Source organism: Nonomuraea sp. NPDC005692 (genome assembly GCF_040631115.1).
GTDB lineage: Bacteria > Actinomycetota > Actinomycetes > Streptosporangiales > Streptosporangiaceae > Nonomuraea.
In genome coordinates this window covers 1-22258 of the sequence record NZ_JBEXYU010000001.1, presented here as the reverse complement: position 1 = coordinate 22258, position 22258 = coordinate 1, and the positions used below count along the sequence as shown (strand labels likewise).

Annotated in this window: 20 protein-coding genes; 17 read left to right on the top strand and 3 right to left on the bottom strand. The window is 71.3% G+C overall.

Annotated elements, in window-relative coordinates:
- The first annotated feature begins 21 nt into the window (after positions 1-21).
- From ABZ459_RS00100 to ABZ459_RS00035, 14 genes are all read left to right on the top strand, one after another.
- Positions 22-456 (top strand): MarR family transcriptional regulator, encoded by a 435-nt coding sequence (locus tag ABZ459_RS00100; RefSeq protein ID WP_357964090.1) that lies wholly within the window; start codon positions 22-24, stop codon positions 454-456.
- Between the two features lie 9 nt (positions 457-465).
- Positions 466-1662, top strand: coding sequence for an MFS transporter (locus tag ABZ459_RS00095; RefSeq protein WP_357964089.1), 1197 nt, complete (start codon positions 466-468; stop codon positions 1660-1662).
- A 47-nt stretch (positions 1663-1709) separates the two neighbouring features.
- On the top strand, positions 1710-2333 hold the full coding sequence (gene pdxT / locus ABZ459_RS00090; RefSeq protein WP_357964088.1) for a pyridoxal 5'-phosphate synthase glutaminase subunit PdxT: 624 nt from the start codon (positions 1710-1712) through the stop codon (positions 2331-2333).
- Between the two features lie 3 nt (positions 2334-2336).
- Positions 2337-3086, top strand: a complete 750-nt coding sequence (locus ABZ459_RS00085; protein ID WP_357964087.1) for a YebC/PmpR family DNA-binding transcriptional regulator — start codon at positions 2337-2339, stop codon at positions 3084-3086.
- A 166-nt stretch (positions 3087-3252) separates the two neighbouring features.
- Positions 3253-4926 carry a hypothetical protein gene (locus tag ABZ459_RS00080; RefSeq protein ID WP_357964086.1) on the top strand — a complete coding sequence of 558 codons (1674 nt, stop codon included), beginning with the start codon at positions 3253-3255 and terminating at the stop codon, positions 4924-4926.
- 11 nt (positions 4927-4937) lie between these two features.
- A complete protein-coding gene (locus ABZ459_RS00075) occupies positions 4938-6089 on the top strand; it encodes a GNAT family N-acetyltransferase (protein ID WP_357964085.1) in 1152 nt (383 codons plus the stop codon).
- Positions 6090-6194: 105 nt separating this feature from the next.
- Complete coding sequence (gene ruvC, locus ABZ459_RS00070; RefSeq protein ID WP_357965829.1) at positions 6195-6716, top strand: crossover junction endodeoxyribonuclease RuvC; 522 nt, start codon at positions 6195-6197, stop codon at positions 6714-6716.
- A gap of 50 nt (positions 6717-6766) precedes the next feature.
- Positions 6767-7387, top strand: coding sequence for a Holliday junction branch migration protein RuvA (gene ruvA, locus ABZ459_RS00065; RefSeq protein ID WP_357964084.1), 621 nt, complete (start codon positions 6767-6769; stop codon positions 7385-7387).
- A 48-nt stretch (positions 7388-7435) separates the two neighbouring features.
- On the top strand, positions 7436-8467 hold the full coding sequence (gene ruvB, locus ABZ459_RS00060) for a Holliday junction branch migration DNA helicase RuvB (protein WP_357964083.1): 1032 nt from the start codon (positions 7436-7438) through the stop codon (positions 8465-8467).
- Positions 8468-8679: 212 nt separating this feature from the next.
- Complete coding sequence (gene yajC, locus ABZ459_RS00055; RefSeq protein WP_357964082.1) at positions 8680-9066, top strand: preprotein translocase subunit YajC; 387 nt, start codon at positions 8680-8682, stop codon at positions 9064-9066.
- 43 nt (positions 9067-9109) lie between these two features.
- Positions 9110-10906, top strand: a complete 1797-nt coding sequence (gene secD, locus ABZ459_RS00050) for a protein translocase subunit SecD (RefSeq protein WP_357964081.1) — start codon at positions 9110-9112, stop codon at positions 10904-10906.
- A 1-nt stretch (position 10907) separates the two neighbouring features.
- Positions 10908-11897, top strand: coding sequence for a protein translocase subunit SecF (gene secF, locus ABZ459_RS00045; RefSeq protein ID WP_357964080.1), 990 nt, complete (start codon positions 10908-10910; stop codon positions 11895-11897).
- Between the two features lie 230 nt (positions 11898-12127).
- Entirely contained in the window at positions 12128-12646 is a 519-nt protein-coding gene (locus tag ABZ459_RS00040; protein ID WP_357964079.1) for an adenine phosphoribosyltransferase, read from the top strand.
- Positions 12647-12818: 172 nt separating this feature from the next.
- Entirely contained in the window at positions 12819-15008 is a 2190-nt protein-coding gene (locus ABZ459_RS00035; RefSeq protein WP_357703285.1) for a bifunctional (p)ppGpp synthetase/guanosine-3',5'-bis(diphosphate) 3'-pyrophosphohydrolase, read from the top strand.
- A gap of 19 nt (positions 15009-15027) precedes the next feature.
- Here ABZ459_RS00035 and ABZ459_RS00030 read toward each other — a convergent pair whose 3' ends face one another.
- The 3 genes from ABZ459_RS00030 to ABZ459_RS00020 all read right to left on the bottom strand — a co-directional run bounded on the left by ABZ459_RS00030 (position 15028) and on the right by ABZ459_RS00020 (position 18336).
- A complete protein-coding gene (locus ABZ459_RS00030; protein WP_357964078.1) occupies positions 15028-16116 on the bottom strand; it encodes a cupin domain-containing protein in 1089 nt (362 codons plus the stop codon).
- A gap of 40 nt (positions 16117-16156) precedes the next feature.
- Positions 16157-17386, bottom strand: coding sequence for a DUF349 domain-containing protein (locus tag ABZ459_RS00025; RefSeq protein ID WP_357964077.1), 1230 nt, complete (start codon positions 17384-17386; stop codon positions 16157-16159).
- A 62-nt stretch (positions 17387-17448) separates the two neighbouring features.
- Positions 17449-18336, bottom strand: coding sequence for a peptidylprolyl isomerase (locus ABZ459_RS00020; protein ID WP_357964076.1), 888 nt, complete (start codon positions 18334-18336; stop codon positions 17449-17451).
- A gap of 123 nt (positions 18337-18459) precedes the next feature.
- Between ABZ459_RS00020 and ABZ459_RS00015 the strand changes: the two genes are divergently transcribed.
- Genes ABZ459_RS00015 through aspS form a run of 3 tightly spaced genes read left to right on the top strand, consistent with a single transcriptional unit; the run spans position 18460 to position 22129 of the window.
- Positions 18460-19137 (top strand): MBL fold metallo-hydrolase, encoded by a 678-nt coding sequence (locus tag ABZ459_RS00015; protein ID WP_357964075.1) that lies wholly within the window; start codon positions 18460-18462, stop codon positions 19135-19137.
- Positions 19137-20396 (top strand): histidine--tRNA ligase, encoded by a 1260-nt coding sequence (hisS, locus tag ABZ459_RS00010; protein ID WP_357964074.1) that lies wholly within the window; start codon positions 19137-19139, stop codon positions 20394-20396. The genes ABZ459_RS00015 and hisS overlap by 1 nt, the downstream gene beginning before the upstream one ends.
- Positions 20393-22129, top strand: coding sequence for an aspartate--tRNA ligase (aspS, locus tag ABZ459_RS00005; RefSeq protein WP_357964073.1), 1737 nt, complete (start codon positions 20393-20395; stop codon positions 22127-22129). Before hisS ends, aspS begins: the two co-directional genes overlap by 4 nt.
- Positions 22130-22258 lie beyond the last annotated feature (129 nt).

Sequence of the window (22258 nt, the reverse complement as noted above, 5' to 3'; positions counted from 1 at the left end):
GCTAAGTTAGTTGGGCTAAGCATGAGGGACGATCCCACCCAGATGGCCGAGCAGGTCTCCAAGGTGCTGCGCCACCTGGTCCTGCTGCTGCGGCGCTCCAGCGCCGGCCAGCCCGTCACCACCCAGCAGTACGCCGTGCTCGGCTCGCTCGAACACGGCCCGCGCCGGATGACCGAGCTGGCCGAGGAGCACGCCGTCCAGCTGCCGACCATGACCGTGCAGATCAACCGGCTGGAGTACGCGGGCCTGGTGGCGCGCGGCTCCGACCCGGCCGACGCCCGCGTCAGGACGGTCGAGCTCACCGGAGAGGGCCGCGACCGTCTGTACGCCGTGCGCCGGGCCAGGATCGCCCGCCTCGCCCAGGACCTGGCCGCGCTCACCGACGACGAGCGCGACGTGCTCGCGGCGGCCCTGCCCGTCCTGGCCAAGCTCGGCATCGACAGAACCACCCAGTAAGGGGACACCATGCAAACCGGCGGCGGAATCCTGCGCCAGCCGATGTCCGTCTGGGCCACCGCGTTCGCCGCGGTCGTGGCCTTCATGGGCATCGGCCTCGTCGACCCCATCCTGCCCTCCATCGCCCAAGGGCTGCACGCCACGCCCAGCCAGGTGTCCCTGCTGTTCACCAGCTACTTCCTGGTCACCGCCGTGGCCATGCTGATCACCGGCTGGGTCTCCAGCCGCATCGGCGGCAAGCGCACGCTGCTGGCCGGGCTGGCGCTGGTCGTGCTGTTCGCCGCGCTGGCCGGCACCTCCGGCAGCGTCGCCGAGCTCGTCGGCTTCCGCGCCGGCTGGGGCCTCGGCAACGCCCTGTTCGTGGCCACCGCGCTGGCCGTCATCGTCGGCGCGGCCAGCGGCGGCGCGGAGTCGGCCATCATCCTGTACGAGGCCGCGCTCGGTCTCGGCATCTCCGCCGGCCCCCTGGTCGGCGCGCTGCTCGGCGACTGGAACTGGCGAGCCCCGTTCTTCGGCACCGCCACGCTGATGGCCGCCGGATTCGTGCTGATCGCCACCCTGCTCAGGACGGGGCCGAGGCCCGCGGTGAAGACCAGGCTCAGCGCCCCCATCCGGGCCCTGGCCCACGGCGGGCTGTCCACGACCGCCTTCACCGCCCTGTTCTACAACTTCGCCTTCTTCACGATCCTCGCCTTCACCCCGTTCATCCTGCACATGTCGCCGTACGGCATCGGCGCGGTGTTCTTCGGCTGGGGCGTCTGCGTGGCGCTGGCCTCGGTGTTCGGCGCGCCGCCGCTGCAGCGCAGGATCGGCTCGGTGAACGTGCTGCACCTGGCCCTGGGCCTGCTCGCGCTCTTCCAGGTCGGCATCGCCGTGTCGGGGACGGCCGGGGCGCACGCCGGGATCGTCGTGTTCACCGTCCTGTCCGGCATCCCGATCGGACTGAACAACACCGTCTTCACCGAGTCGGCCATGGAGGTCTCCGACGCCCCGAGGCCCGTCGCCTCGGCCGGGTACAACTTCGTGCGCTGGATGGGCGGCGCGCTGGCGCCGTTCATCGCGACCAAGCTCGGCGAGGAGATCGGCATCGCCGTCCCCTACGTCGTCGGCGCCGCCTGCTGCGCGATCGGCATGACCTTCCTGTACGCCCGTCGCCACCACCTGAGCGCCCTGGCCCGCGTGGACGCCGTGCAGGCCGCCGCCTGACCCCGCTTTTACGCCAGAGTGCTCTGGTAGGAAGATGCCGGGCCATCATGGTGTTGAATTGTCGGAAACCGGACCTTAACGGAAGGATCGCTGTGCCCACGATCGGTGTACTCGCTCTCCAGGGAGACGTGCGCGAGCATGCGCGCATGCTCCAGGAGGCCGGCGCGTCGGCCGTCGCCGTGCGCCGCCCGGCCGAGCTCGACGCGGTCGACGGCCTGGTGATCCCCGGCGGCGAGTCGACCACCATGTGGAAGCTCGCCGACACCTTCGACATGCTGGAACCGCTGCGGATGCGGATCAAGGAGGGCCTGCCCGCCTACGGCTCGTGCGCCGGCATGATCATGCTGGCCGACCGCATCGAGGACGGCATCGAGGGCCAGCAGACCCTGGGCGGCATCGACATGGTGGTCAGGCGCAACGCCTTCGGCCGCCAGGTGGACTCGTTCGAGTCGGACCTGGACTTCGCCGGCGAACGCGTACACGCTGTGTTCATCCGTGCTCCGTGGGTGGAATCGGTCGGCACCGACGTTCAGGTGCTGGGCACGGCCGAGCCTGGGGATAGGATCGTCGCGGTCCGTCAAGGGCCGTTGCTCGCGACGTCGTTCCACCCCGAGCTGACCGGGGACACGCGCGTGCACCGTTACTTCGTAGACATGGTGAGGGAGCTCTAGGTAATGTCCGGCCACTCCAAATGGGCGACGACGAAGCACAAGAAGGCCGCGCTCGACGCCAAGCGCGGCAAGCTGTTCGCGAAGCTCATCAAGAACATCGAGGTGGCGGCACGGACCGGTGGCCCTGACCCGGACGCCAACCCCACACTCTTCGACGCCATCTTCAAGGCCAAGAAGAACTCCGTGCCCAACGACAACATCGAGCGGGCGCGCAAGCGCGGCGGCGGCCTGGAGGCCGGCGGCGCCGACTGGCAGACCATCACGTACGAGGGCTACGCGCCCGGCGGCGTCGCGGTGCTCATCGAGTGCCTCACCGACAACCGCAACCGCGCCGCCTCCGAGGTCCGCGTCGCCCTGACCCGCAACGGCGGCTCGCTGGCCGACCCGGGCTCGGTGTCGTACATGTTCAACCGCAAGGGCGTCGTGATCGTGCCCAAGAACGGCCTCGACGAGGACACCGTCCTGATGGCCGTGCTCGACGCGGGCGCCGAAGAGGTCAACGACATGGGCGACTCCTTCGAGGTCGTCTCCGAGGCCGGCGACCTCGTGCCGGTCCGCAAGGCGCTCCAGGAGGCGGGCATCGACTACGACTCCGCCGAGTCGAGCTTCCTGCCGACGATGAGCGTGCCGCTCGACGAGGAGGGCGCCAAGAAGGTGTTCCGCCTGATCGACGCGCTCGAGGACAGCGACGACGTCCAGAACGTCTGGGCCAACTTCGACGTCTCCGACGACGTCCTGGCCGCCCTGGACTGACCCGTCGCCACCGAGGGCCCGGGGGCGACCCCGGGCCCTCACCCTTTCCCGGGGCCGGTTTCCGTCCTTGACCTGGCACTTGCCGGGCTCGGGGGCGTTCGACACCAAATGCCCACCCGGCCGTTACGCGTGCGCCCGCGCCCTGACGCGGCTAGGGTCGGGCGACGTGAATTCCCCCATCCCACCGACCCCCGTCCCCGTGCCCCCGGCCGCCCGGCCCCCGGCGTCCTACCGCGCGCTGGGCTGGCTGCTGGCCGTGCCCGCGCTGCTCGGCACCCTGATCACGCTGGTCCTGCCGACGGTCCAGACGCTCGTGCTCAGCCTGCACAGCGGCGGCGTGCTGCAGCCGAGCAGGTTCGTGGGCCTGGACAACTACGGCAAGGTGCTGGGCGGGGAGGAGTTCTGGCGGGCGCTCGGCTTCACGCTCTCGCTGACCGCCGGGCCGCTGCTGGTGGCCGTCGTCGTGGGGCCGCTGCTGGCGCTGGCGCTCGACCTGGGCGGCCCCCTGCTGCGGCGCGCGGGCCTGGTCGTGTTGTCGCTGGCGATCGTCACGTTCTCCCCGATCGGCATGGCGGCGGCCTGGCTGCGGGGGACGATGCCCGACGGTCCGGGCATCGCCACGCTGGCCGAGGGCCTGCGCGACCCCGCCACGGCCCCGGGGACGTTGCGGCTCGTCGTCGTGGCCGCCACCTTCGGGGTGGTGTGCGCGCTGGCGCTGACGGCGTTCCTGCCCGCGCTGCGCGGCGGCACCGCCGGGCGCGCCACGGTCGTGGTGGCGGTGCTGGTGGCGCTGGCCACCGTCGCCGTGGGGGCGCAGGCGTTCTCGATCGGCATGGCGCTCACCCGGGGAGGCCCTGAGCGCGCCACACAGACCCTCGCGGGCCTCCAGTACGACTTCGCCTTCAGAATGGCCCAGTTCGGCCCTGGCGCGGCCGTCGCGGCTCTGACAGGCGTACTTCTCGGCGTGCTCGGCGTCGTCGCCGTGGTCGTCGCCGTGGCCGCCCGCCTCCGTGTCACCGTGCTCCCGAAGCGGAATCGGCGTGGAGCGTTCCCCGCCGCGGATTCCGGGCGGGTCTCGGATGCCGGGCGGGTGCGGGCCGGAGGGGGCGTCGTCGTCGGGGCCGTGGCGCTGGCGCTGGTGGTGGCCGTCGGGCTGGTCTGCGCCTGGCCGTGGATCTCCGGCGTGCTCGCGGGCGGCGACGGCGCCGCATCCGGCGGGCTGCGGGCGCAGGTCAACACCTGGGTCCCCGCCGTGGCCGGCGCGCTGGTGTCGGTCGGCGTCGCCTACCTGGCCGCCCTCGGCATCGGGGGCCTGCGCCCCCTGGGCGCGCGCAGCGAGTGGCTGCTGCTGCCGTTCGCGCCCTGGCTGTTCGTCGGCACCGGCCCCCTCGGCGTGGCCGACTGGCAGAACATGCGCAACCTGCGCCTCGTGGACACCTTCTTCGCCCTCTTCCCGCCGCTGCTGGTCAGCGTCCCGGCGCTGCTGGTGCTGACGCTGCTGTGCAAGGGGCTGGCCGAGCGGAACGACAGGGACTTCTTCGGCGGCGTCCTGCTGCCGTCCCTGCCCATGGCGGGCGTGCTGGCCGGCGCCGTCACGCTGGTCAACGCCCAGGACGTGCTCTGGCCGCTGCTCGTGGCCCAGAGCCCGGAGCTGTTCACCGTGCCCGTCACGCAGATGGGCCTGCTCGGCGGCTACCACGGCGTCCCCGACGTCGGCGCGAGCACCCCGCTGCTCGTCGTCGCGGTCGCGCTGGCCGCCGTCGTGGCCGCCCAGCTGCTGTACCTCGACAGGCTCGCCATCAGCGTAAACGGCTCGCGACCCGCCCGTACCAGCCCGTAGGTTGAGGGGTTGTGGAAATTCGCGATCTCACCCCCGACGACCTCGACGACGTTCTCGACCTGCGTAAACGTTCCTTCGGCCCGATCTCCGGCGCGGAGGCCGAGCGGTGGCGCCACACCGTGACGCCCACGCTCGGCGAGGGCCGCTACCTGGGCGCGTTCGAGGGCGGCAGGCTCGCCGCCTCGGCCCGGCTGCGCGGCTTCACCCAATGGTGGTACGGACGTCCGCAGCCCATGGCCGGCGTCGCGGGGGTCACCGTCAACCCGGAGGACCGCGGCCACGGCGTCGGCACCGCGATCATGCGCGCCGTCATCGACCGCGCCGCGGCCCACGGCGACGCCGTCTCGGCGCTCTACCCGGCCACCACGCCCCTGTACAGCTCGCTCGGCTACGAGCACGCCGGAGCCCGGCACATGATCACGCTGCCCGCCGAGTCGCTGCGCCGCATCAGGCCGTCGGGCGAGGTGAAGCTGCGCCGGATGGGCCCCGGCGACGCCGCCGAGGTCGTCTCCCTGCTCCACCGGACGCACGAGGCGGCACGTTCCAGCGGCCCCGTCGCCTGGGACGAGAACGCCTGGCGCGTCTGGCTGTCCAACGAGGACGACTTCCTCTACCTGGCCCCCGACGGCTACCTCGTCTACCGCTGGAACGGCGACGACATGCACGTCGAGAACCTGGTCGCCGGGTCCGGGGAGACGGCCAGGGCGTTCTGGTCGATGGTCGGCAGCTCGTCGTCCATCGCCAGGAAGGTCACCGCGCCGGTCGCCCCCGACGACCCGGTGCTGTGGCTGCTCGGTGAGCGCTCCACCGACCACGTCACGCAGGTGCGCTGGATGTTCCGGGTGCTCGACGTGGCCGCGGCCGTCGAACGCAGGGGCTTTCCCGCCGCCGTGACGGGCGGGGCCGTGGTCTCCGTGGACGACCCGCTGCGCGGCGGCGGCTCCTTCCGGCTGGAGTTCTCCGGCGGCGCCGGCACGGCCGTCCCGGACGCCCCGGCCGCCGGCGGGGGCGCGGCGCTGAGCGTGGGCGGCTTCTCCGCCCTGTACGCGGGGGTGCCCACCGCGACGCTGCGCAGGACCGGCCTCATGTCCGGCGACGACCGTCACGACGAGCTGCTCGACACGGCCTTCGCCGCCAAGCCGTACATGCTCGACTACTTCTGACGGGCCCGCCCGCCGTTCGCGGCGGGCGATTCACGATGCGCGGCCAGCTCAGCCGGGGTAGAGTCTCGTGCCGAACAGATGTTCGGCGGCGCGGGAGGCAAGCCGGTGCGGGTGATGGGCGTCGATCCGGGGCTGACCCGGTGCGGCCTGGGCGCGGTCGAGGGGCGGCCGGGCGCGCCGCTGTCGCTGGTGGCCGTCGGGGTGGTGCGCACGGGCGCCGACGAGGAGCTCGGCGCCCGGCTGGTCGGCATCGAGGCCGGCATCGAGCGTTGGCTCGACGAGGTCCGTCCCGACGCCGTGGCCGTGGAGCGCGTCTTCGCCCAGCACAACGTCCGCACGGTCATGGGCACCGCGCAGGCCGCCGGGATCGCCGTGCTGTGCGCGGCCCGGCGCGGGCTGCCCGTCGCCCTGCACACGCCCTCGGAGGTCAAGGCCGCCGTCACCGGCAGCGGCACGGCCGACAAGAAGCAGGTCGGCACGATGATCACCCGGCTGCTGCGGCTGGCCGAGATGCCCAAGCCGGCCGACGCCGCCGACGCGCTGGCCCTGGCCATCTGCCACATCTGGCGCGGCGGCGCCCAGCACCGGCTGGCCGAGGCCATGGCCCGCGCCGGCAAGGGGCGCTGACCCGTGCGGAGATCGCGGGCTGACCGTTTCGTGGAGAAGGAGATCGAGTCGTGATCGCGTCGGTGGCGGGCAGGGTGGCGTCGGTCGCGCCCGACGGAGCCGTGATCGAGGTCGGGGGCGTCGGCATCCTCGCCCACTGCACCCCCGGCACGCTGGCCACGCTGCGCGTGGGCGAGCAGGCCAGGCTGGCCACCTCGCTGGTGGTGCGCGAGGAGTCGCTGACCCTCTACGGCTTCGCCGGTGACGACGAGCGGGCCGTCTTCGAGATGCTGCAGACGGCCAGCGGCGTCGGCCCCAAGCTGGCGCTGGCGATGCTCGCCGTCCACACGCCCAACGCGCTGCGGGTGGCCGTGGCCGCCGCCGACCTCAAGGCGCTCACGCGGGTGCCGGGCATCGGGCAGAAGGGCGCCCAGCGCATCGTGCTGGAGCTGAAGGACCGGCTCGGCACCCCCGAGGAGGCCGTCAACGCGGCGATCGGCGGTGAGCGGCGCGCCGCCCTGTGGCGCGAGCAGGTGCACTCCGGCCTGGTGGGCCTGGGCTATTCGGGCAAAGACGCCGACGAGGCCGTGGCCGGGGTCGCGCCCGAGGCCGAGGCCGACCTCGCCGCCGGGCGTCAGCCGCAGGTGGCCGCGCTGCTGAAGGCCGCGCTCCGGTCCCTCAGCGTAAGATGATCATGAAGTCCGAGACGACGTCCCGGCGCGCGGGAGGGAGCGGTGGCCATGGACTATGAGCGCGAGCTGGTCTCCGCCGACGCCGGCGGCGACGAGCTGCAGATCGAGGCGGCGCTGCGGCCCAAGCGGCTGGGCGAGTTCATCGGCCAGGGCCGGGTGCGCGAGCAGTTGTCCCTGGTGCTGGAGAGCGCCATGCGCCGGCAGCGTCCGCCCGACCACGTGCTGATGAGCGGGTCGCCGGGCCTGGGCAAGACCACGCTGGCCATGATCATCGCGGCCGAGCTCAACATGCCGCTCCGCATCACCTCCGGCCCCGCCCTGGAGCGGGCCGGCGACCTCGCCGCCATCCTGTCCACGCTGACGGAGGGCGAGGTGCTGTTCATCGACGAGATCCATCGCATGGCCAGGCCCGCCGAGGAGATGCTCTACCTGGCCATGGAGGACTTCCGGGTCGACATCGTCGTGGGCAAGGGGCCGGGAGCGACCGCGATCCCGCTCGACATCGCACCGTTCACGCTGGTCGGCGCCACCACGCGGGCCGGGCTGCTGCCGGCGCCGCTGCGCGACCGGTTCGGGTTCACCGCCCACATGGACTTCTACGAGGTCGGCGAGCTGGAGCAGGTGCTCCACCGGTCGGCGCGGCTGCTCGGCGTCGTCCTGCCCGAGGAGGCCGCCCACGAGATCGCCCGGCGGTCGCGCGGCACGCCCCGCATCGCCAACCGGCTGCTGCGCCGCGTCCGCGACTTCGCCGACGTGCGCGCCAACGGCGTGATCGATCGGGACATCGCCTCGGCGGCGCTCAACCTTTACGAAGTCGACGCCGAAGGGCTCGACCGGCTCGACCGGGCGGTGCTCGGGGTGCTGCTGCGCAAGTTCGGCGGCGGTCCCGTCGGCCTGTCCACGCTCGCCGTGGCCGTGGGGGAGGAGCCCGAGACCGTCGAAGTGGTGGCCGAGCCGTTCCTCGTCCGGCAGGGGCTGCTGGCCAGGACCCCGCGCGGCCGGGTCGCGACCGCTTCCGCCTGGACACACATGGGTATGACACCACCGCCGGACGCGTTCGGGGCCGCCGTTTCACCGTGATCACGAAACGGTTGCAACCATTTCAAATCGGGAACTTCCCCGCGCGCCGAATCGCTGCCTCGTTGCCGCGTTTCATAACAAGCGCCTACACTCCGTGGCTTGGCTGGCTGTGTAGGCTGACGGGCTGAGCGGCGCGGCCCGAGAGCTACGCAACGGAATTTCCGGCGCGAGGCCGGTGTCAAATTCTTGAACGACTATGGAAGGTCGCCCCTATGGACATGGGACAACTCGGAAGTATCCTGCCGCTGATCCTTCTGGTGGTGGTGTTCTACTTCCTGCTGATCCGTCCGCAGCGCAAGCGCCAGCAGGAAGCGCAGCAGATGCAGAACTCCTTGACCCCGGGCGCCCGCGTCATGACCACGACCGGCCTGTTCGCCACGGTCGTCGCGGTGGACAACGAGGACGTCGTGCTGGAGGTCGCGCCCGGCATCGAGACGCGCTGGGTCAAGGCGGCCATCGGCCGTGTGGTCCAGCCCGGTGACGCTCCGGTGGTGGCCGACGAGCCGGTCGCGACCGACCTCGCCGACGGTGAGGCCAAGGAGTCCGACGCGACCGTCGAGCCCAACGGCGATCAGGGCTCCAGCAGCAAGCAGTCCTGACTAAGCTCTGCGACAAACCCCTATCTGAGAGAATCGACGACCAGTGGCCCGACCGACCAGCCGCCACAGCCGACCAGGGCGCACGCTCTTGGTGCTGCTGGCGCTCATCCTCGCCCTGGGCGGGACGATGTTCCTGCAGAAGGCGTTCACGCCGAAGCTGGGACTCGACCTCGCCGGCGGAACGACGGTGACGTTGTCACCCGTGACCCAGTCCGGTCAGTCTCCGCCTGAAGAGATCCTCGACCGCGCGGTCAACATCATCCGCGACCGGGTCAACGGCACCGGCATCTCCGACGCGGAGGTCGCCAAGTCCGGCGACAACATCATCATCTCCATTCCGGGCGTCGGACAGAGCGAGGCCATCAAGCTGGTCGCCACCACGGCGGAGCTGCGCTTCCGCCAGGTGCTCGCCATGGAGGCCACGCAGGTCCCGCAGAACCTGACCACCGAGGCGCCCACGCCGGGCGCCTCGCCCTCTGCCAAGCCGTCCTCGACCGCCAGGCCGTCGGGCAAGCCGTCCGGCACGCAGTCGGCGACCACGCCGAGCGCGTCCCCGACGGGCAAGGCGCTGTCGTCCGCGCTGACCGCGCCGACGCCGGGCGCCACGCCCGAGGCCACGCAGACCGGGCGCGACCGGACGGCCCAGGACCAGACGGGCCAGAAGCAGAACACCAAGGGCCGGAACGCCACGCCGACGCCGTCGCCGAGCACGCCGCCCACGCAGCCGAACCAGGACCCCAACGCGGGCATCAACACCCAGGGCATCGACCCGGCGGTGCTGCAGCAGTTCCACAAGCTCGACTGCGCCGACCCCAAGAACCGCGGCCAGGGCGTCCAGGACGACCCGAACAAGCAGTACGCGGCCTGCGAGACCGACGGCAGCTTCAAGTACGTCCTCGACGTCGCCAAGGTCGTCGGCACCGACATCGACACCGCCTCGGCGGGCGTGCGCCAGGGCACCGTGGAGTGGATCGTCCAGCTCGACTTCAAGAGCAAGGGCGCGGGCGAGTGGAGCAAGCTCACCACCACCGCCTACAACGCCCAGGAGCCGCGCAACAAGGTGGCGGTCGTCCTCGACGGCGTGGTCATCACGGCCCCGAACATCATCAGCCCGATCCCCGGCGGCCGCGCCGAGATCACCGGCGGCTTCGACCAGGTCAGCGCCACCAACCTGGCCGACCAGCTCAAGTACGGCGCCCTCCCGCTGAAGTTCCAGCGCAGCTCGATCGACACCGTGTCCTCGACGCTCGGCGCCGACCAGCTCGAAGGCGGCCTGATCGCCGGCATCATCGGCCTCGCCCTGGTCGTCGTCTACTCGCTGCTGTACTACCGCGGCCTCGGCATCGTGGCCGTGCTGAGCCTCGTCGTGGCCTCGATCCTGACGTACACGGCGGTGGTCGTGCTCGGCCACAACGCCGGTTTCCGGCTCTCGCTGCCGCACATCATCGGCCTGGTGGTCTCGATCGGCATCACCGCCGACTCCTTCATCGTGTATTTCGAACGCATACGTGATGAGATGAAGGAAGGTCGGCGGACGCTTCGCGCGGCCGTCGAGGTGGCCTGGGTCCGTGCCCGGCGCACGATCCTGATCGCCGACGCCGTCATGTTCATCGCCGCCATCGTGCTGTACTTCCTGGCGGTGGGCGGTGTGGCCGGGTTCGCCTTCGCGATGGGCCTGACCACGCTGATCGACATCGTGGTGGTGTTCATGTTCACCAAGCCGTTCATCGCCCTGCTGGCGAGGCTGAAGTTCTTCGCCAAGGGGCACCCGCTGTCCGGCCTCGACGCAGAGCGCATGAGCACCGAGCCGGCCGCCACGACCACTCCGCAGGAGGCCTGAGATGGGACTGGGGCGTCGCCTCTACCGCGGCGAGATCGATGTCGACTTCGTCGGCCAGTGGAAGCTCTGGTACAGCCTGTCCGGCCTGCTGCTGGTCGTCTCCCTGGCCGGCATCCTGTTCAACGGGCTCAATCTGGGCGTCGAGTTCAAGGGCGGAACGGTCTTCACGTTCCCGGCCAGCAGCGGCACCGTCGAGGAGGTCCGCGAGGACTTCCGCGCGCAGGGCGCCCACCAGGTGATCGTGCAGCGGGCCCGCGACAACTGGCGGGTCACCACCGAGACCCTGTCGGAGTCGACGCTCAACCAGATGCAGACCACGATCGCCAAGGACTACAAGGTCCCGGTCAAGGACGTCAGCGTCCAGTCGATCGGCGCCTCCTGGGGCGGTGAGGTCTCCCAGAAGGCCTGGATCGGCCTGGGCGTCTTCATGCTCGCGATCATCCTGTACCTGTCGATGGCGTTCGAGCCGAAGATGGCGTTGTCGGCGATCGTCGCGCTCATCCACGACCTCGTCATCACCGCCGGCGTCTACGCCTGGTCGGGCTTCGAGGTCACGCCGGCGACGCTGCTGGGCTTCCTGACCATCCTCGGTTACTCGCTCTACGACGCGGTCGTGGTGTTCGACATGATCAAGGAGGTCACGGCCAAGCTGGGCACGACCTCCAAGATGACGTACTCCATGGCGGCCAACAACGCGCTCAACCACACGCTGATCCGGTCGCTGAACACCTCGCTGGTCGCGATCCTGCCGGTGGCGGCCATCCTGTTCATCGGCACCACGCTGCTCGGCGCGGGCACGCTGAAGGACCTGTCGCTGGCCCTGTTCGTCGGCATGCTCGTCGGCACCTACTCGTCCCTGTGCGTGGCCACGCCGATGCTGGTGACGCTCAAGGAGCGGGAGCCGAAGTACCAGGCCATCGCGCGCCGGCTCGCCTCCACCTCCGGCAAGGGGGCGAAGGGTTCCAAAAGCGCAGCCGTAGCGAAGGGCTGAGCCCGCTTCGGGTTCGTCCCGGCGCCCCCGTCCGTCAGGGCGGGGGCGTCGTCGCGTTCAGGGGGGCCGTGCGGCGCCGGAGGGGGTCGTGGGGCACCCCGGGGCAGGACCTGGCCCCGGCGGGCGCCTGAGGCACGTCACAGGCCGTCCGGGACGGTGGACGGTCCGAGGAGGGTCCGGAGTAGGCCATCATGGAGCGCGGCACCCACGAGGAAGGCGATGGAAGCACGATGAGCGAGCTCAGCCAGTTGATCCTGGACCGGATCAGGGACGTCCCCGACTATCCCAAGCCCGGCGTGCTGTTCAAGGACATCACCCCGCTGCTCGGCGACCCGATCGCGATGGCGGCCGTGGTGGACGAGCTGGCCGGCCTCGCCGAGGTGGACAAGATCGTCGGCATCGAGGCCAGGGGCTTCATCCTGGCGGCGCCGGTGGCCTACCGGGCGGCGGCCGGGTTCGTCCCGGTGCGCAAGAAGGGCAAGCTGCCGGCCGCGACGCTGGAGGAGTCCTACGACCTGGAGTACGGCTCGGCCACCATCGAGGTGCACCGCGACGCCTTCGCGCCCGGCGACCGGGTGCTCATCGTCGACGACGTGCTGGCGACCGGCGGCACGGCCAAGGCCACCATCGAGCTCGTCGAGCGGGCCGGGGCGCACGTCGTCGGCATCGCGGTGCTGATGGAGCTGGCGTTTCTCAAGGGGCGCGAGCGCCTGCCGGCCGTCGACCTGCACTCCCTGGTGATCGTCTGAGACGGCCCGAGCGAGTCGGGGTTCACAGCCTGGATACACTGGGGGGATCTGGACTCGATCGTGAGGAGTCTGAGTGCCCCGTGATGTGGTCGCGCCCGACGTAACCGACGCTGGTAATGCCGACGCGCCCGGCGTTCCTGCGGTGCGTCGACGGCGGTTTGGGGGTGGGGCCATGAATCCGGTGCTGGAGCCGCTGTTCCGCACGGTCCGGGCCACCCATCCCAAGGCCGATCTGCGCCTGATCGAACGCGCCTACGACATGGCCGCCTACCACCACCGCGACCAGAAGCGGAAGTCGGGCGACCCGTACATCACCCACCCGCTCGCCGTGGCGACGATCCTGGCCGAGCTGGGCACCGACGACGAGACGTTGTGCGCCGCGCTGCTGCACGACACCGTCGAGGACACCGCCTACAGCCTCGACGAGCTGCGCGGCGACTTCGGCGACACGATCGGCTCGCTGGTCGACGGCGTCACCAAGCTGGACAAGGTCAAGTTCGGCGACGCGGCGCAGGCCGAGACCGTGCGCAAGATGGTCGTGGCGATGTCGCGCGACATCCGCGTGCTCATCATCAAGCTCGCCGACCGGCTCCACAACATGCGCACCATGCGCTACCTGCCCGAGCACAAGCGCCACCAGAAGTCCCGCGAGACGCTGGAGATCTTCGCGCCGCTGGCCCACCGGCTCGGCATGAACACGATCAAGTGGGAGCTGGAGGACCTCGCGTTCGCCATGCTCTACCCCAAGCGCTACGACGAGATCGCGCGCATGGTGTCCGAGCGCGCGCCGCGGCGCGACCTGTTCCTGCAGGAGGTCATCGAGAAGGTCTCCGGCGACCTGCGCGAGGCCAAGATCCGCGCGGTGGTCAAGGGCCGGCCCAAGCACTACTACTCCGTCTACCAGAAGATGATCGCCCGCGACGTCGCCTTCGACGACATCTACGACCTGGTGGGCATCCGGGTCCTGGTCGACAGCGTGCGCGACTGCTACGCGGCGCTGGGCACGATCCACGCGCGCTGGAACCCGGTCCCCGGCCGGTTCAAGGACTACATCGCGATGCCCAAGTTCAACATGTACCAGTCGCTGCACACCACGGTGATCGGTCCCGAGGGCAAGCCGGTCGAGCTGCAGATCCGCACCCACGCGATGCACCACAGGGCCGAGTACGGCGTGGCCGCCCACTGGAAGTACAAGGAGGAGGTCGGCGCGCCGGGGCCGACCGGCAAGGTCAAGCCGGGCAGCGACATGGCCTGGCTGCGCCAGCTGCTCGACTGGCAGAAGGAGACCTCCGACCCGGGCGAGTTCCTGGAGTCGCTGCGCTTCGACCTGTCGGTCTCCGAGGTCTACGTGTTCACCCCGAAGGGCCAGGTCATCGCCCTGCCCGAGGGCGGCACGCCGGTCGACTTCGCCTACGCCGTCCACACCGAGGTCGGGCATCGCTGCATCGGCGCGCGCGTCAACGGGCGGCTGGTGCCGCTGGAGTCGCGGCTCGGCAACGGCGACACGGTCGAGATCTTCACCTCCAAGTCGCCCGACGCCGGGCCGTCGCGCGACTGGCTGAAGTTCGTCAAGTCCGGCCGGGCCCGCAACAAGATCCGGCAGTGGTTCTCCAAGGAGCGCCGCGAGACCGCGATCGAGGCGGGCAAGGAGGCCATCGGCCGCGCCATGCGCAAGCAGGGCCTGCCGCTGCAGCGCCTGATGTCCGGCGAGGCGCTGCTGGCGCTCGCCCGCGACCTGCGCTACCCCGACGTCTCGGCGCTCTACGCGGCCGTGGGGGAGGGGCACATCGCCGCGCAGGCGGTCGTGCAGAAGCTCGTGGCCTCGATCGGCGGCGTGGAGAGCGCCGAGGAGGACATCGCCGAGACGTCCCTGCCGACCCGGCTGCGCGGCCGTCCGCGCGGCGGCGGCGCGGGCGTGGTCGTGGCGGGCGACGCCGACGTGTGGGTGCGCCTGTCCAAGTGCTGCACGCCGGTGCCCGGCGACGAGATCGTCGGCTTCGTCACCCGCGGCCACGGCGTGTCCGTGCACCGCGCCGACTGCACCAACGTCCAGCAGCTCAGGGAGCAGCCCGACCGGCTGGTCGAGGTGAGCTGGTCGCCCGGCGACGACAGCGTGTTCCTGGTGGCCATCCAGGTCGAGGCGCTCGACCGGCCGCGCCTGCTGTCCGACGTCACGCGCACGCTGTCCGACCAGCACGTCAACATCCTCAGCGCGTCCGTGACGACCTCGCGCGACCGGGTGGCGATCAGCAAGTTCACCTTCGAGATGGGCGACCCGAAACACCTGGGCCACGTGCTCAAGGCCGTGCGCAGCATCCAGGGCGTCTTCGACGTCTACCGGGTGAGCGGCGCCGGCAGCTGAGCGGCCGGCCGTTCGCGGTTCAGCCCTTCAGGTCCGGCAGGTCGACCACGATCGCCTCCTGCGTGCTGCGCGCGATCACCACGACGGCCTCCCGCTCGGGGTCGGGGTTCTCCTCGCGGTGCGGGGTGTAGGGCGGCACGTAGACGTAGTCGCCGGGGGCGGCCTCGATGCGCCGCTCGCGGCCGTCCTGGAGGAAGACGAAGCGCGGGGCGCCGCTGACGACGTAGATGGCGGTCTCGGAGGCGCCGTGGTGGTGGTCGGAGGAGCGGGTGGCGGGCGCGACGTGCGTCTGGCCCATCCACAGGGCCGACGAGCCGGCCGTGGCCCCGCTGACGGCGGCCAGCCTGCGCATCCCGGCGCTCTGCGCCGTGTCGCCCGACAGCGCGTCTGAGGCGATGTGACGCAGCGGGAGGTGGAAGGGGTCGCCCTCGGCCCGGTAGCCCTCCCACAGGCGCCCTCCGGCCCGTTCAAGCACGCCTGAGGCCACCGAGGTCAGCAGTGCCGGGTCGGAGTGGGCCGCCAGCAGCTCGTCGGCCAGCGCCGGGTCGTGCTCGCGCAGCTCGCGCAGCAGCCACTTGCCGTTGCCCCGCCACCTGCCGCCCACGTCGAGGGCCAGCCTGGCGGTCTCCTGGACCACCTGCCAGCGGATGAAGAGCTGCTCGCCGGGATCGGTCGCGCCGGCCAGGTCGTCGAGCAGGTCGGACAGGCCGTACCGGGCCTGCTCGGCGCGGGCCGCGGCCAGGCCGCCGGGCCCGGCGGCCAGCCGGTCGCCGAGCGCCGTCTGCAGGTCGCTGGCCCGGCCGCCGGTGCGGTCGACCAGCACCGCGCCGTCGGCGCACATGCGGGCCACGCCCGGCTTGCGCTCGGCCAGGTCGCGGTCGACGTAGGCGTCGAGGCTGGTCTCGCTGTGGACGTACAGCTCGACGGGCCAGCCGTGCCAGCGCAGGGATTCGCGGTAGGGCACGGCCAGCCCGTCGAGCACCACCACGACGTCGAGGTCGGAGGTGCTGGTGCGGCGCTCGGTGAGCACGCTGCCGCCGACGAAGGCGTACAGGGCGCCGGGGAACAGCTCGTCGACGAGGGCGCGCGCGACGCTGACGGGGTCCATGCCGTCAGCGTAGGACCCCGGCCGCCTTCCGAAGATCGGTTCAGCTGAACTCGGTCAGCGTGCGCTCGGCCTCCTCCAGCCACGAACGGCGGGCGACCAGCGCCTCCTCGGCCTCCTTGACGTCCTTCGCCCGGCCGGCGGCCTGCGCCTTGGACAGCCGCTTCTCCAGCTGCTCGATGGAGGCGCGCAGCTGGTCGACCGTGCTCTGGGCGCGGGCCCTGGCCTCGGGGTTGGACCGCTTCCACTCGGCGTCCTCGGCCTTGCGCACGGCCTCGTCGATCTTGCGCAGCCCGCCTTCGAGCCGGTCGCGCTGCTCGCGCGGCACCGGTCCGGCGGCCTCCCAGCGCTCCAGGACGTGCCGCAGCGCCGCCCTGGCCGTGCGCGCGTCGGTGACGGGGAGGATCTTCTCGGCCTCGGCCAGCAGCTCCTCCTTGACCTCGGCGTTGGCCGCCAGCGAGGCGTCGCGCTCGGCGAAGACCGCCGAACGGGCCTGGAAGAACTGGTCCTGGGCGGCCTTGAAGCGGCCCCAAAGCTCGTCCTCGGCCTCGCGCGAGGCGCGCCCGGCGGTCTTCCACTGCTGCATCAGCTCGCGGTAGATCGCCGCGGTCGTGCCCCAGTCGGTGGAGCCGGCGATGGCCTCGGCCTCGGCGACGATGCGCTCCTTGGCCGAGCGGACGCCCTCGCGCTGCTCGTCCAGGCCCGCGAAGTACTGCTTGCGGCGCTTGGCGAAGGCCGTCCGGGCGGCCGACAGCCGCTTCCACAACGCGGCCTCGGTGACCCGGTCGATCCGGTCGGCGGCCTTCCACTCCTCCACGAGCTGGCGCAGCCGTTCGCCGCCCGTCTTCCAGTGGGTGGTCTCGTCGGCGATGCGCTCGGCCTCGGCGACGATGCGCTCCTTGACCGCCCTGGCCTCGGCACGCGCCTGGTCGCGGGCGGCCTTGACCTCCTCGCGGCGATGGCCGACCAGCTCGGTCAGGCCGTCGAGGCGGGCCGTCAGCGCCGCCAGGTCGCCCACGGCGTGGGCGTCGGCGACGGCCTCGCGCAGCTTGGCGATGCTCGCCTCGGCCTGCGCGGGCGCCAGGTCGGTGCCCTTGACCCGCTGTTCGAGGAGCTGCACCTGGCCGGACAGCTCGTCGTACTTGCGATGGAAGTAGGCCAGTGCCTCTTCGGGTTCACCGGCCTGCCAGGAGCCGACGGCCCGCTCTCCCTCAGCCGTACGCACGTAGACGGTGCCGTCGTCGTCTACCCGGCCCCACGGGTCGGTGCTCACCGTGTCCTCCCGCACTATCCATCAGACCCTTCGGGACTACTTCGTCCCTAGTTTGTATTACGTCAGCTCTTGCCGGCGATTGTCACGTCTTTGATTTCGAGGGTTTGCTTCGGTGCTCCGGTCCCATCTCCCATGTCAGCGATGACGCCCGCTTTGTTCACCTTGTCCAGGATGTCGAGCCCCTTGGTGATCGTACCCACCGGCGTGTAATCCGGGGTGAGTCCGAGATCGCCGTAAACGAGGAAGAACTGGCTTCCCGTGCTGCCCGGCGCCGAGGTCTTCGCCATCGCCACCGTGCCGCGCTTGTACGTGGCCCCCTGGAGGTTCTCCTCGGCCATCACGTAGCCGGGGCCGCCCGCGCCGTCCTGGCTCTTGCCGTCGGCCTTGGCCGTCGGGTCGCCGCACTGCAGCATGGGGAACTTGTCGCTGCCGAGCCGGTGGCACTTGCTGCCGTCGTAGAACTTCTTGCCGGCCAGGAAGGCCAGCGAGTTGGTCGTGCACGGCGCCTTGGCGTTGTCGAGTTCGACCACGATGTCGCCCAGGTTCGTGTCGAGCGTCATCGTCTTCTTGGCCGGCTCGGTCTTGACCTTGGCCGGCGGCATGCCGACGTCCTTGACCTGGCCGCCGGCGGCCTCCTTGACGTAGTCGCAGGTGCCGGTCGCCGCGTTGTACGGCTTCGGCCCCGTGCTGGCCGCGGCCGACGCGGTGTCCTGCGGGGCCGAGGCCGAGGGTGAGGCGGACGCCTCGGTCGTCGAGTCGCCGCCGCCGAGCAGCGCGACCGCGGCCACGATGCCGCCCACCACGACCACCACGCCGACCGTGGAGCCGATGATCGCGGTGCGCTTGGCCTTCTGCTCGCGCTCGATGCGGCGCTGCATCTGCCGCTCGTAGTGCTCACGTGCCAGCTGCTTCTGCCGGTCCTTGCCCGTGGCCACCGCTTTGCCTCCCATAGTCAATCAACTGAGGTGGGCGAATCGTATCGGCCAATGGGTAATGATTCGCAGCCCGGCGACCCGCACCGGTACCCTTCGGTTACATTCCCATTGGCTTTTCGACGAGATCACCTGAGGCAGATGCTCATCGCAGGCTTCCCCGCAGGGGCCCTCCAGACCAATTGTTACGTCGTCGCGCCCGCGGCCGGCGAGGAGTGCGTGATCGTCGATCCGGGCCAGGACGCGGCCGAAGGCGTCGACGAGCTGCTGCGCGAGCACCGGCTCAAGCCGGTCGCGGTGCTGCTCACGCACGGCCACCTCGACCACGTGTGGTCGGTCGCCCCGGTCTGCGGCGCGCGCGACGTCCCCGCGTGGATCCACCCAGACGACCGCCACCTGCTGAGCGACCCCTCGGCCGGCTGGGGCGGCGGCGTCTCGCTGTTCGGCGACATCAGGCTGAGCGAGCCCGACGACGTGCGCGAGCTGTCCGACGGCGCGGAGCTCAGCCTGGCGGGCCTCGATCTCGTGGTCGACCACACCCCCGGCCATACCAGGGGGTCGGTGAGCTTCCGGCTGCCCGGCGACGAGATCATGTTCTCGGGCGACCTGTTGTTCGCCGGCTCCATCGGCCGCACCGATCTTCCCGGCGGCGACTACGCGACCATCCTGAGCAGCCTGGCCACCAAGTGCCTGCCGCTGCCTGACGATACGGTCGTCCTGCCGGGCCACGGACCACAGACCACGATCGGCCGCGAGCGCGCCACCAACCCTTACCTGAAGGAAGCGGCGCCGCAGGCCGGTCCCACACGAGGGATCTAATGAGCTTCCAAGCACCCAAAGGCACCTTCGACTGGCTGCCGCCCAGCTCCGAGGCCATCCTGGCCGTGCGCGAGGCGCTGGCCGCGCCCCTGAGGCGGGCGGGCTACGGCTACGTCGAGACCCCGGTCTTCGAGGACACCGAGCTGTTCAAGCGGGGTGTGGGCGAGTCCACCGACGTGGTGTCGAAGGAGATGTACACCTTCCCCGACAAGGCGGGCAGGTCGCTGACCCTGCGCCCCGAGGGCACCGCCTCGGTCGTGCGCGCCGTGCTCCAGCACAACCTGCACACCGGCCAGCTCCCGGTCAAGCTGTGGTACTCCGGCAGCCAGTTCCGCTACGAGCGTGCCCAGAAGGGCCGCTACCGTCACTTCTGGCAGGTCGGGGCCGAGGCCCTCGGCTCGGAGGACCCGGCGCTCGACGCCGAGCTGATCGTGCTCGGCGCGCGCGGCTTCGCCTCGCTCGGCCTGCGCCAGGTCAGGCTGCTGGTCAACTCGCTCGGCGACAAGAACTGCCGGCCCGCCTACCGGGCCGCGCTGCAGGACTTCCTGCGCGGGCTCGACCTCGACGAGGAGACCAGGGCCCGCATCGACATCAACCCGCTGCGGGTGCTCGACGACAAGCGGCCCGAGGTGCAGGCCCAGCTCACCGGCGCGCCGCTGGTCGTCGACCACCTGTGCGCCGCCTGCAAGGCCTACCACGAGGAGGTCCGCTCGCTGCTGACCGCCTCGGGCGTGGCCTTCGAGGACGACCCCAGGCTGGTGCGCGGGCTCGACTACTACACGCGCACCACGTTCGAGTTCGTGCACGGCGGGCTCGGCTCCCAGTCGGCCGTCGGCGGCGGCGGCCGCTACGACGGGCTCAGCGAGATGCTGGGCGGGCCGCCGTTGCCCAGTGTCGGCTGGGCGCTCGGCGCCGACCGCACCTACCTGGCCATGGAGTCCGAGGGTCTGCTCGGCGAGGCCGCGCCGGGCCGCGTCCAGGTGTACGGTGTCCCGCTGGGCGACGACGCGCGCCGCCGCATGTTCCTGCTCGTCTCCGAGCTGCGCGAGGCGGGCGTCAGCGCCGACATGGCCTTCGGCGGCAAGGGGCTCAAGGGAGCGATGAAGGGCGCCGACAGATCCGGCGCCCGCTTCGCGCTGATCCTGGGCGAGCGAGACCTCGCGGCCGAGGCCGTGCAACTGAAGGACCTGACCACCGCTGAACAGACCCAGGTGCCGCTGGCCCAGGTCGCCGACGTTTTGAAAGGGAAAGTGCAGTGATCCGCACGCATACGGCCGGGTCGCTCCGTGAGGAGCATGCCGGGCAGCAGGTGACGCTCGCAGGATGGGTGGCCCGCCGCCGTGACCACGGCGGCGTGGTCTTCATCGACCTGCGCGACGCCTCCGGCTCGGCGCAGGTGGTCTTCCGCGAGGAGGACCACGCCCACGACCTGCGCGCCGAATACTGCGTGCAGGTGGTCGGCCAGGTCAGGGTGCGCCCGGAGGGCAACGAGAACCCCGAGCTGCCCACCGGCGCGATCGAGGTCGTGGCCGAGCGGGTCGAGGTGCTGAGCGAGTCCGCGCCGCTGCCGTTCCCGATCGAGGGCAACGTCGGCGTGTCGGAGGAGGCCCGGCTCAAGTACCGCTACCTCGACATCCGCCGCCACCAGGTCGCCAACGCCATGCGCACCCGCTCCAAGGCCACCTACCTGGCCAACGAGGTGATGCACGAGCTCGGCTTCGTCTACGTCGAGACCCCGACGCTGACCCGCTCGACCCCCGAGGGCGCGCGCGACTTCCTGGTGCCGGTCCGCCTGCAGCCCGGCAACTGGTACGCCCTGCCGCAGTCGCCCCAGCTGTTCAAGCAGCTGCTGCAGGTCGCCGGCCTGGAGCGCTACTACCAGCTCGCCAAGTGCTACCGCGACGAAGACCTGCGGGCCGACCGCCAGCCCGAGTTCACCCAGATCGACGTCGAGATGTCCTTCGTCGACCAGGAGGACGTCATCGAGGTCGGCGAGAAGCTGGTCGGCCGCCTGTGGCGGGAGATCCTCGGCTACGAGATCCCCATGCCGCTGCCGCGCATGACCTACGCCGACGCCATGGCCCGCTACGGCTCCGACAAGCCCGACCTGCGCTTCGGCCAGGAGCTCGTCGAGATGACCGACTACTTCTCGGCCACCTCCTTCCGCGTCTTCCAGGCCGACTACGTCGGCGCGGTCGTCATGCCGGGCGGCGCCTCGCAGACCCGCAAGGAGCTCGACGGCTGGCAGGAGTGGGCGCGCAGCCGCGGCGCCAAGGGCCTGGCCTACGTGCTGGTCCAGGAGGACGGCACGCTCGGCGGCCCGGTCGCCAAGAACCTGTCGGAGCAGGAGCTGTCCGGCCTGGCCGCCAAGGTCGGCGCCGTCCCCGGCGACGCGATCTTCTTCGCCGCCGGCGCCCGCTCGGCCTCCCGCGACCTGCTGGGCGCGGCCCGCCTGGAGATCGGCCGCCGCTGCGGCCTGATCGACGAGTCGCAGTGGTCGTTCCTGTGGGTGGTCGACGCCCCCATGTTCGAGGAGGACGGCGAGGGCGGCTGGACGGCCGTCCACCACCCGTTCACCGGCCCCAAGCCCGAGTGGGCCGACAACTTCCAGGACCATCCGGGCGAGGCCCTGGCCTACGCCTACGACATGGTCTGCAACGGCATGGAGATCGGCGGCGGCTCGATCCGTATCCACCGGGCCGAGATGCAGCAACGGGTCTTCGACGTGCTCGGCATCTCCAAGGAGGAGGCCGAGAGCAAGTTCGGCTTCCTGCTGGAGGCGTTCAAGTACGGCCCGCCCCCGCACGGCGGCATCGCCTACGGCTGGGACCGGATCTGCATGCTGCTGTCCGGCGGTGACTCGATCCGCGACGTGATCGCGTTCCCGAAGACGGCCTCCGGCTTCGACCCGCTGACCGGCGCGCCGACGCCGATCACGGCCGACCAGCGCAAGGAGGCGGGCGTCGACGCCCAGCCCAAGTCCGAGGCCTGACACGACGACGGCGGGCGCCCCCCGCGGGGGGGGGGCCCCCCCCCCCCCCCGGGGGGCCCCCCACCGCGAAGCGGCTGGATGATCTGAAGGTTGAGAGTCCGGGGGCGCGCGCCACCCACCCCCACGGGG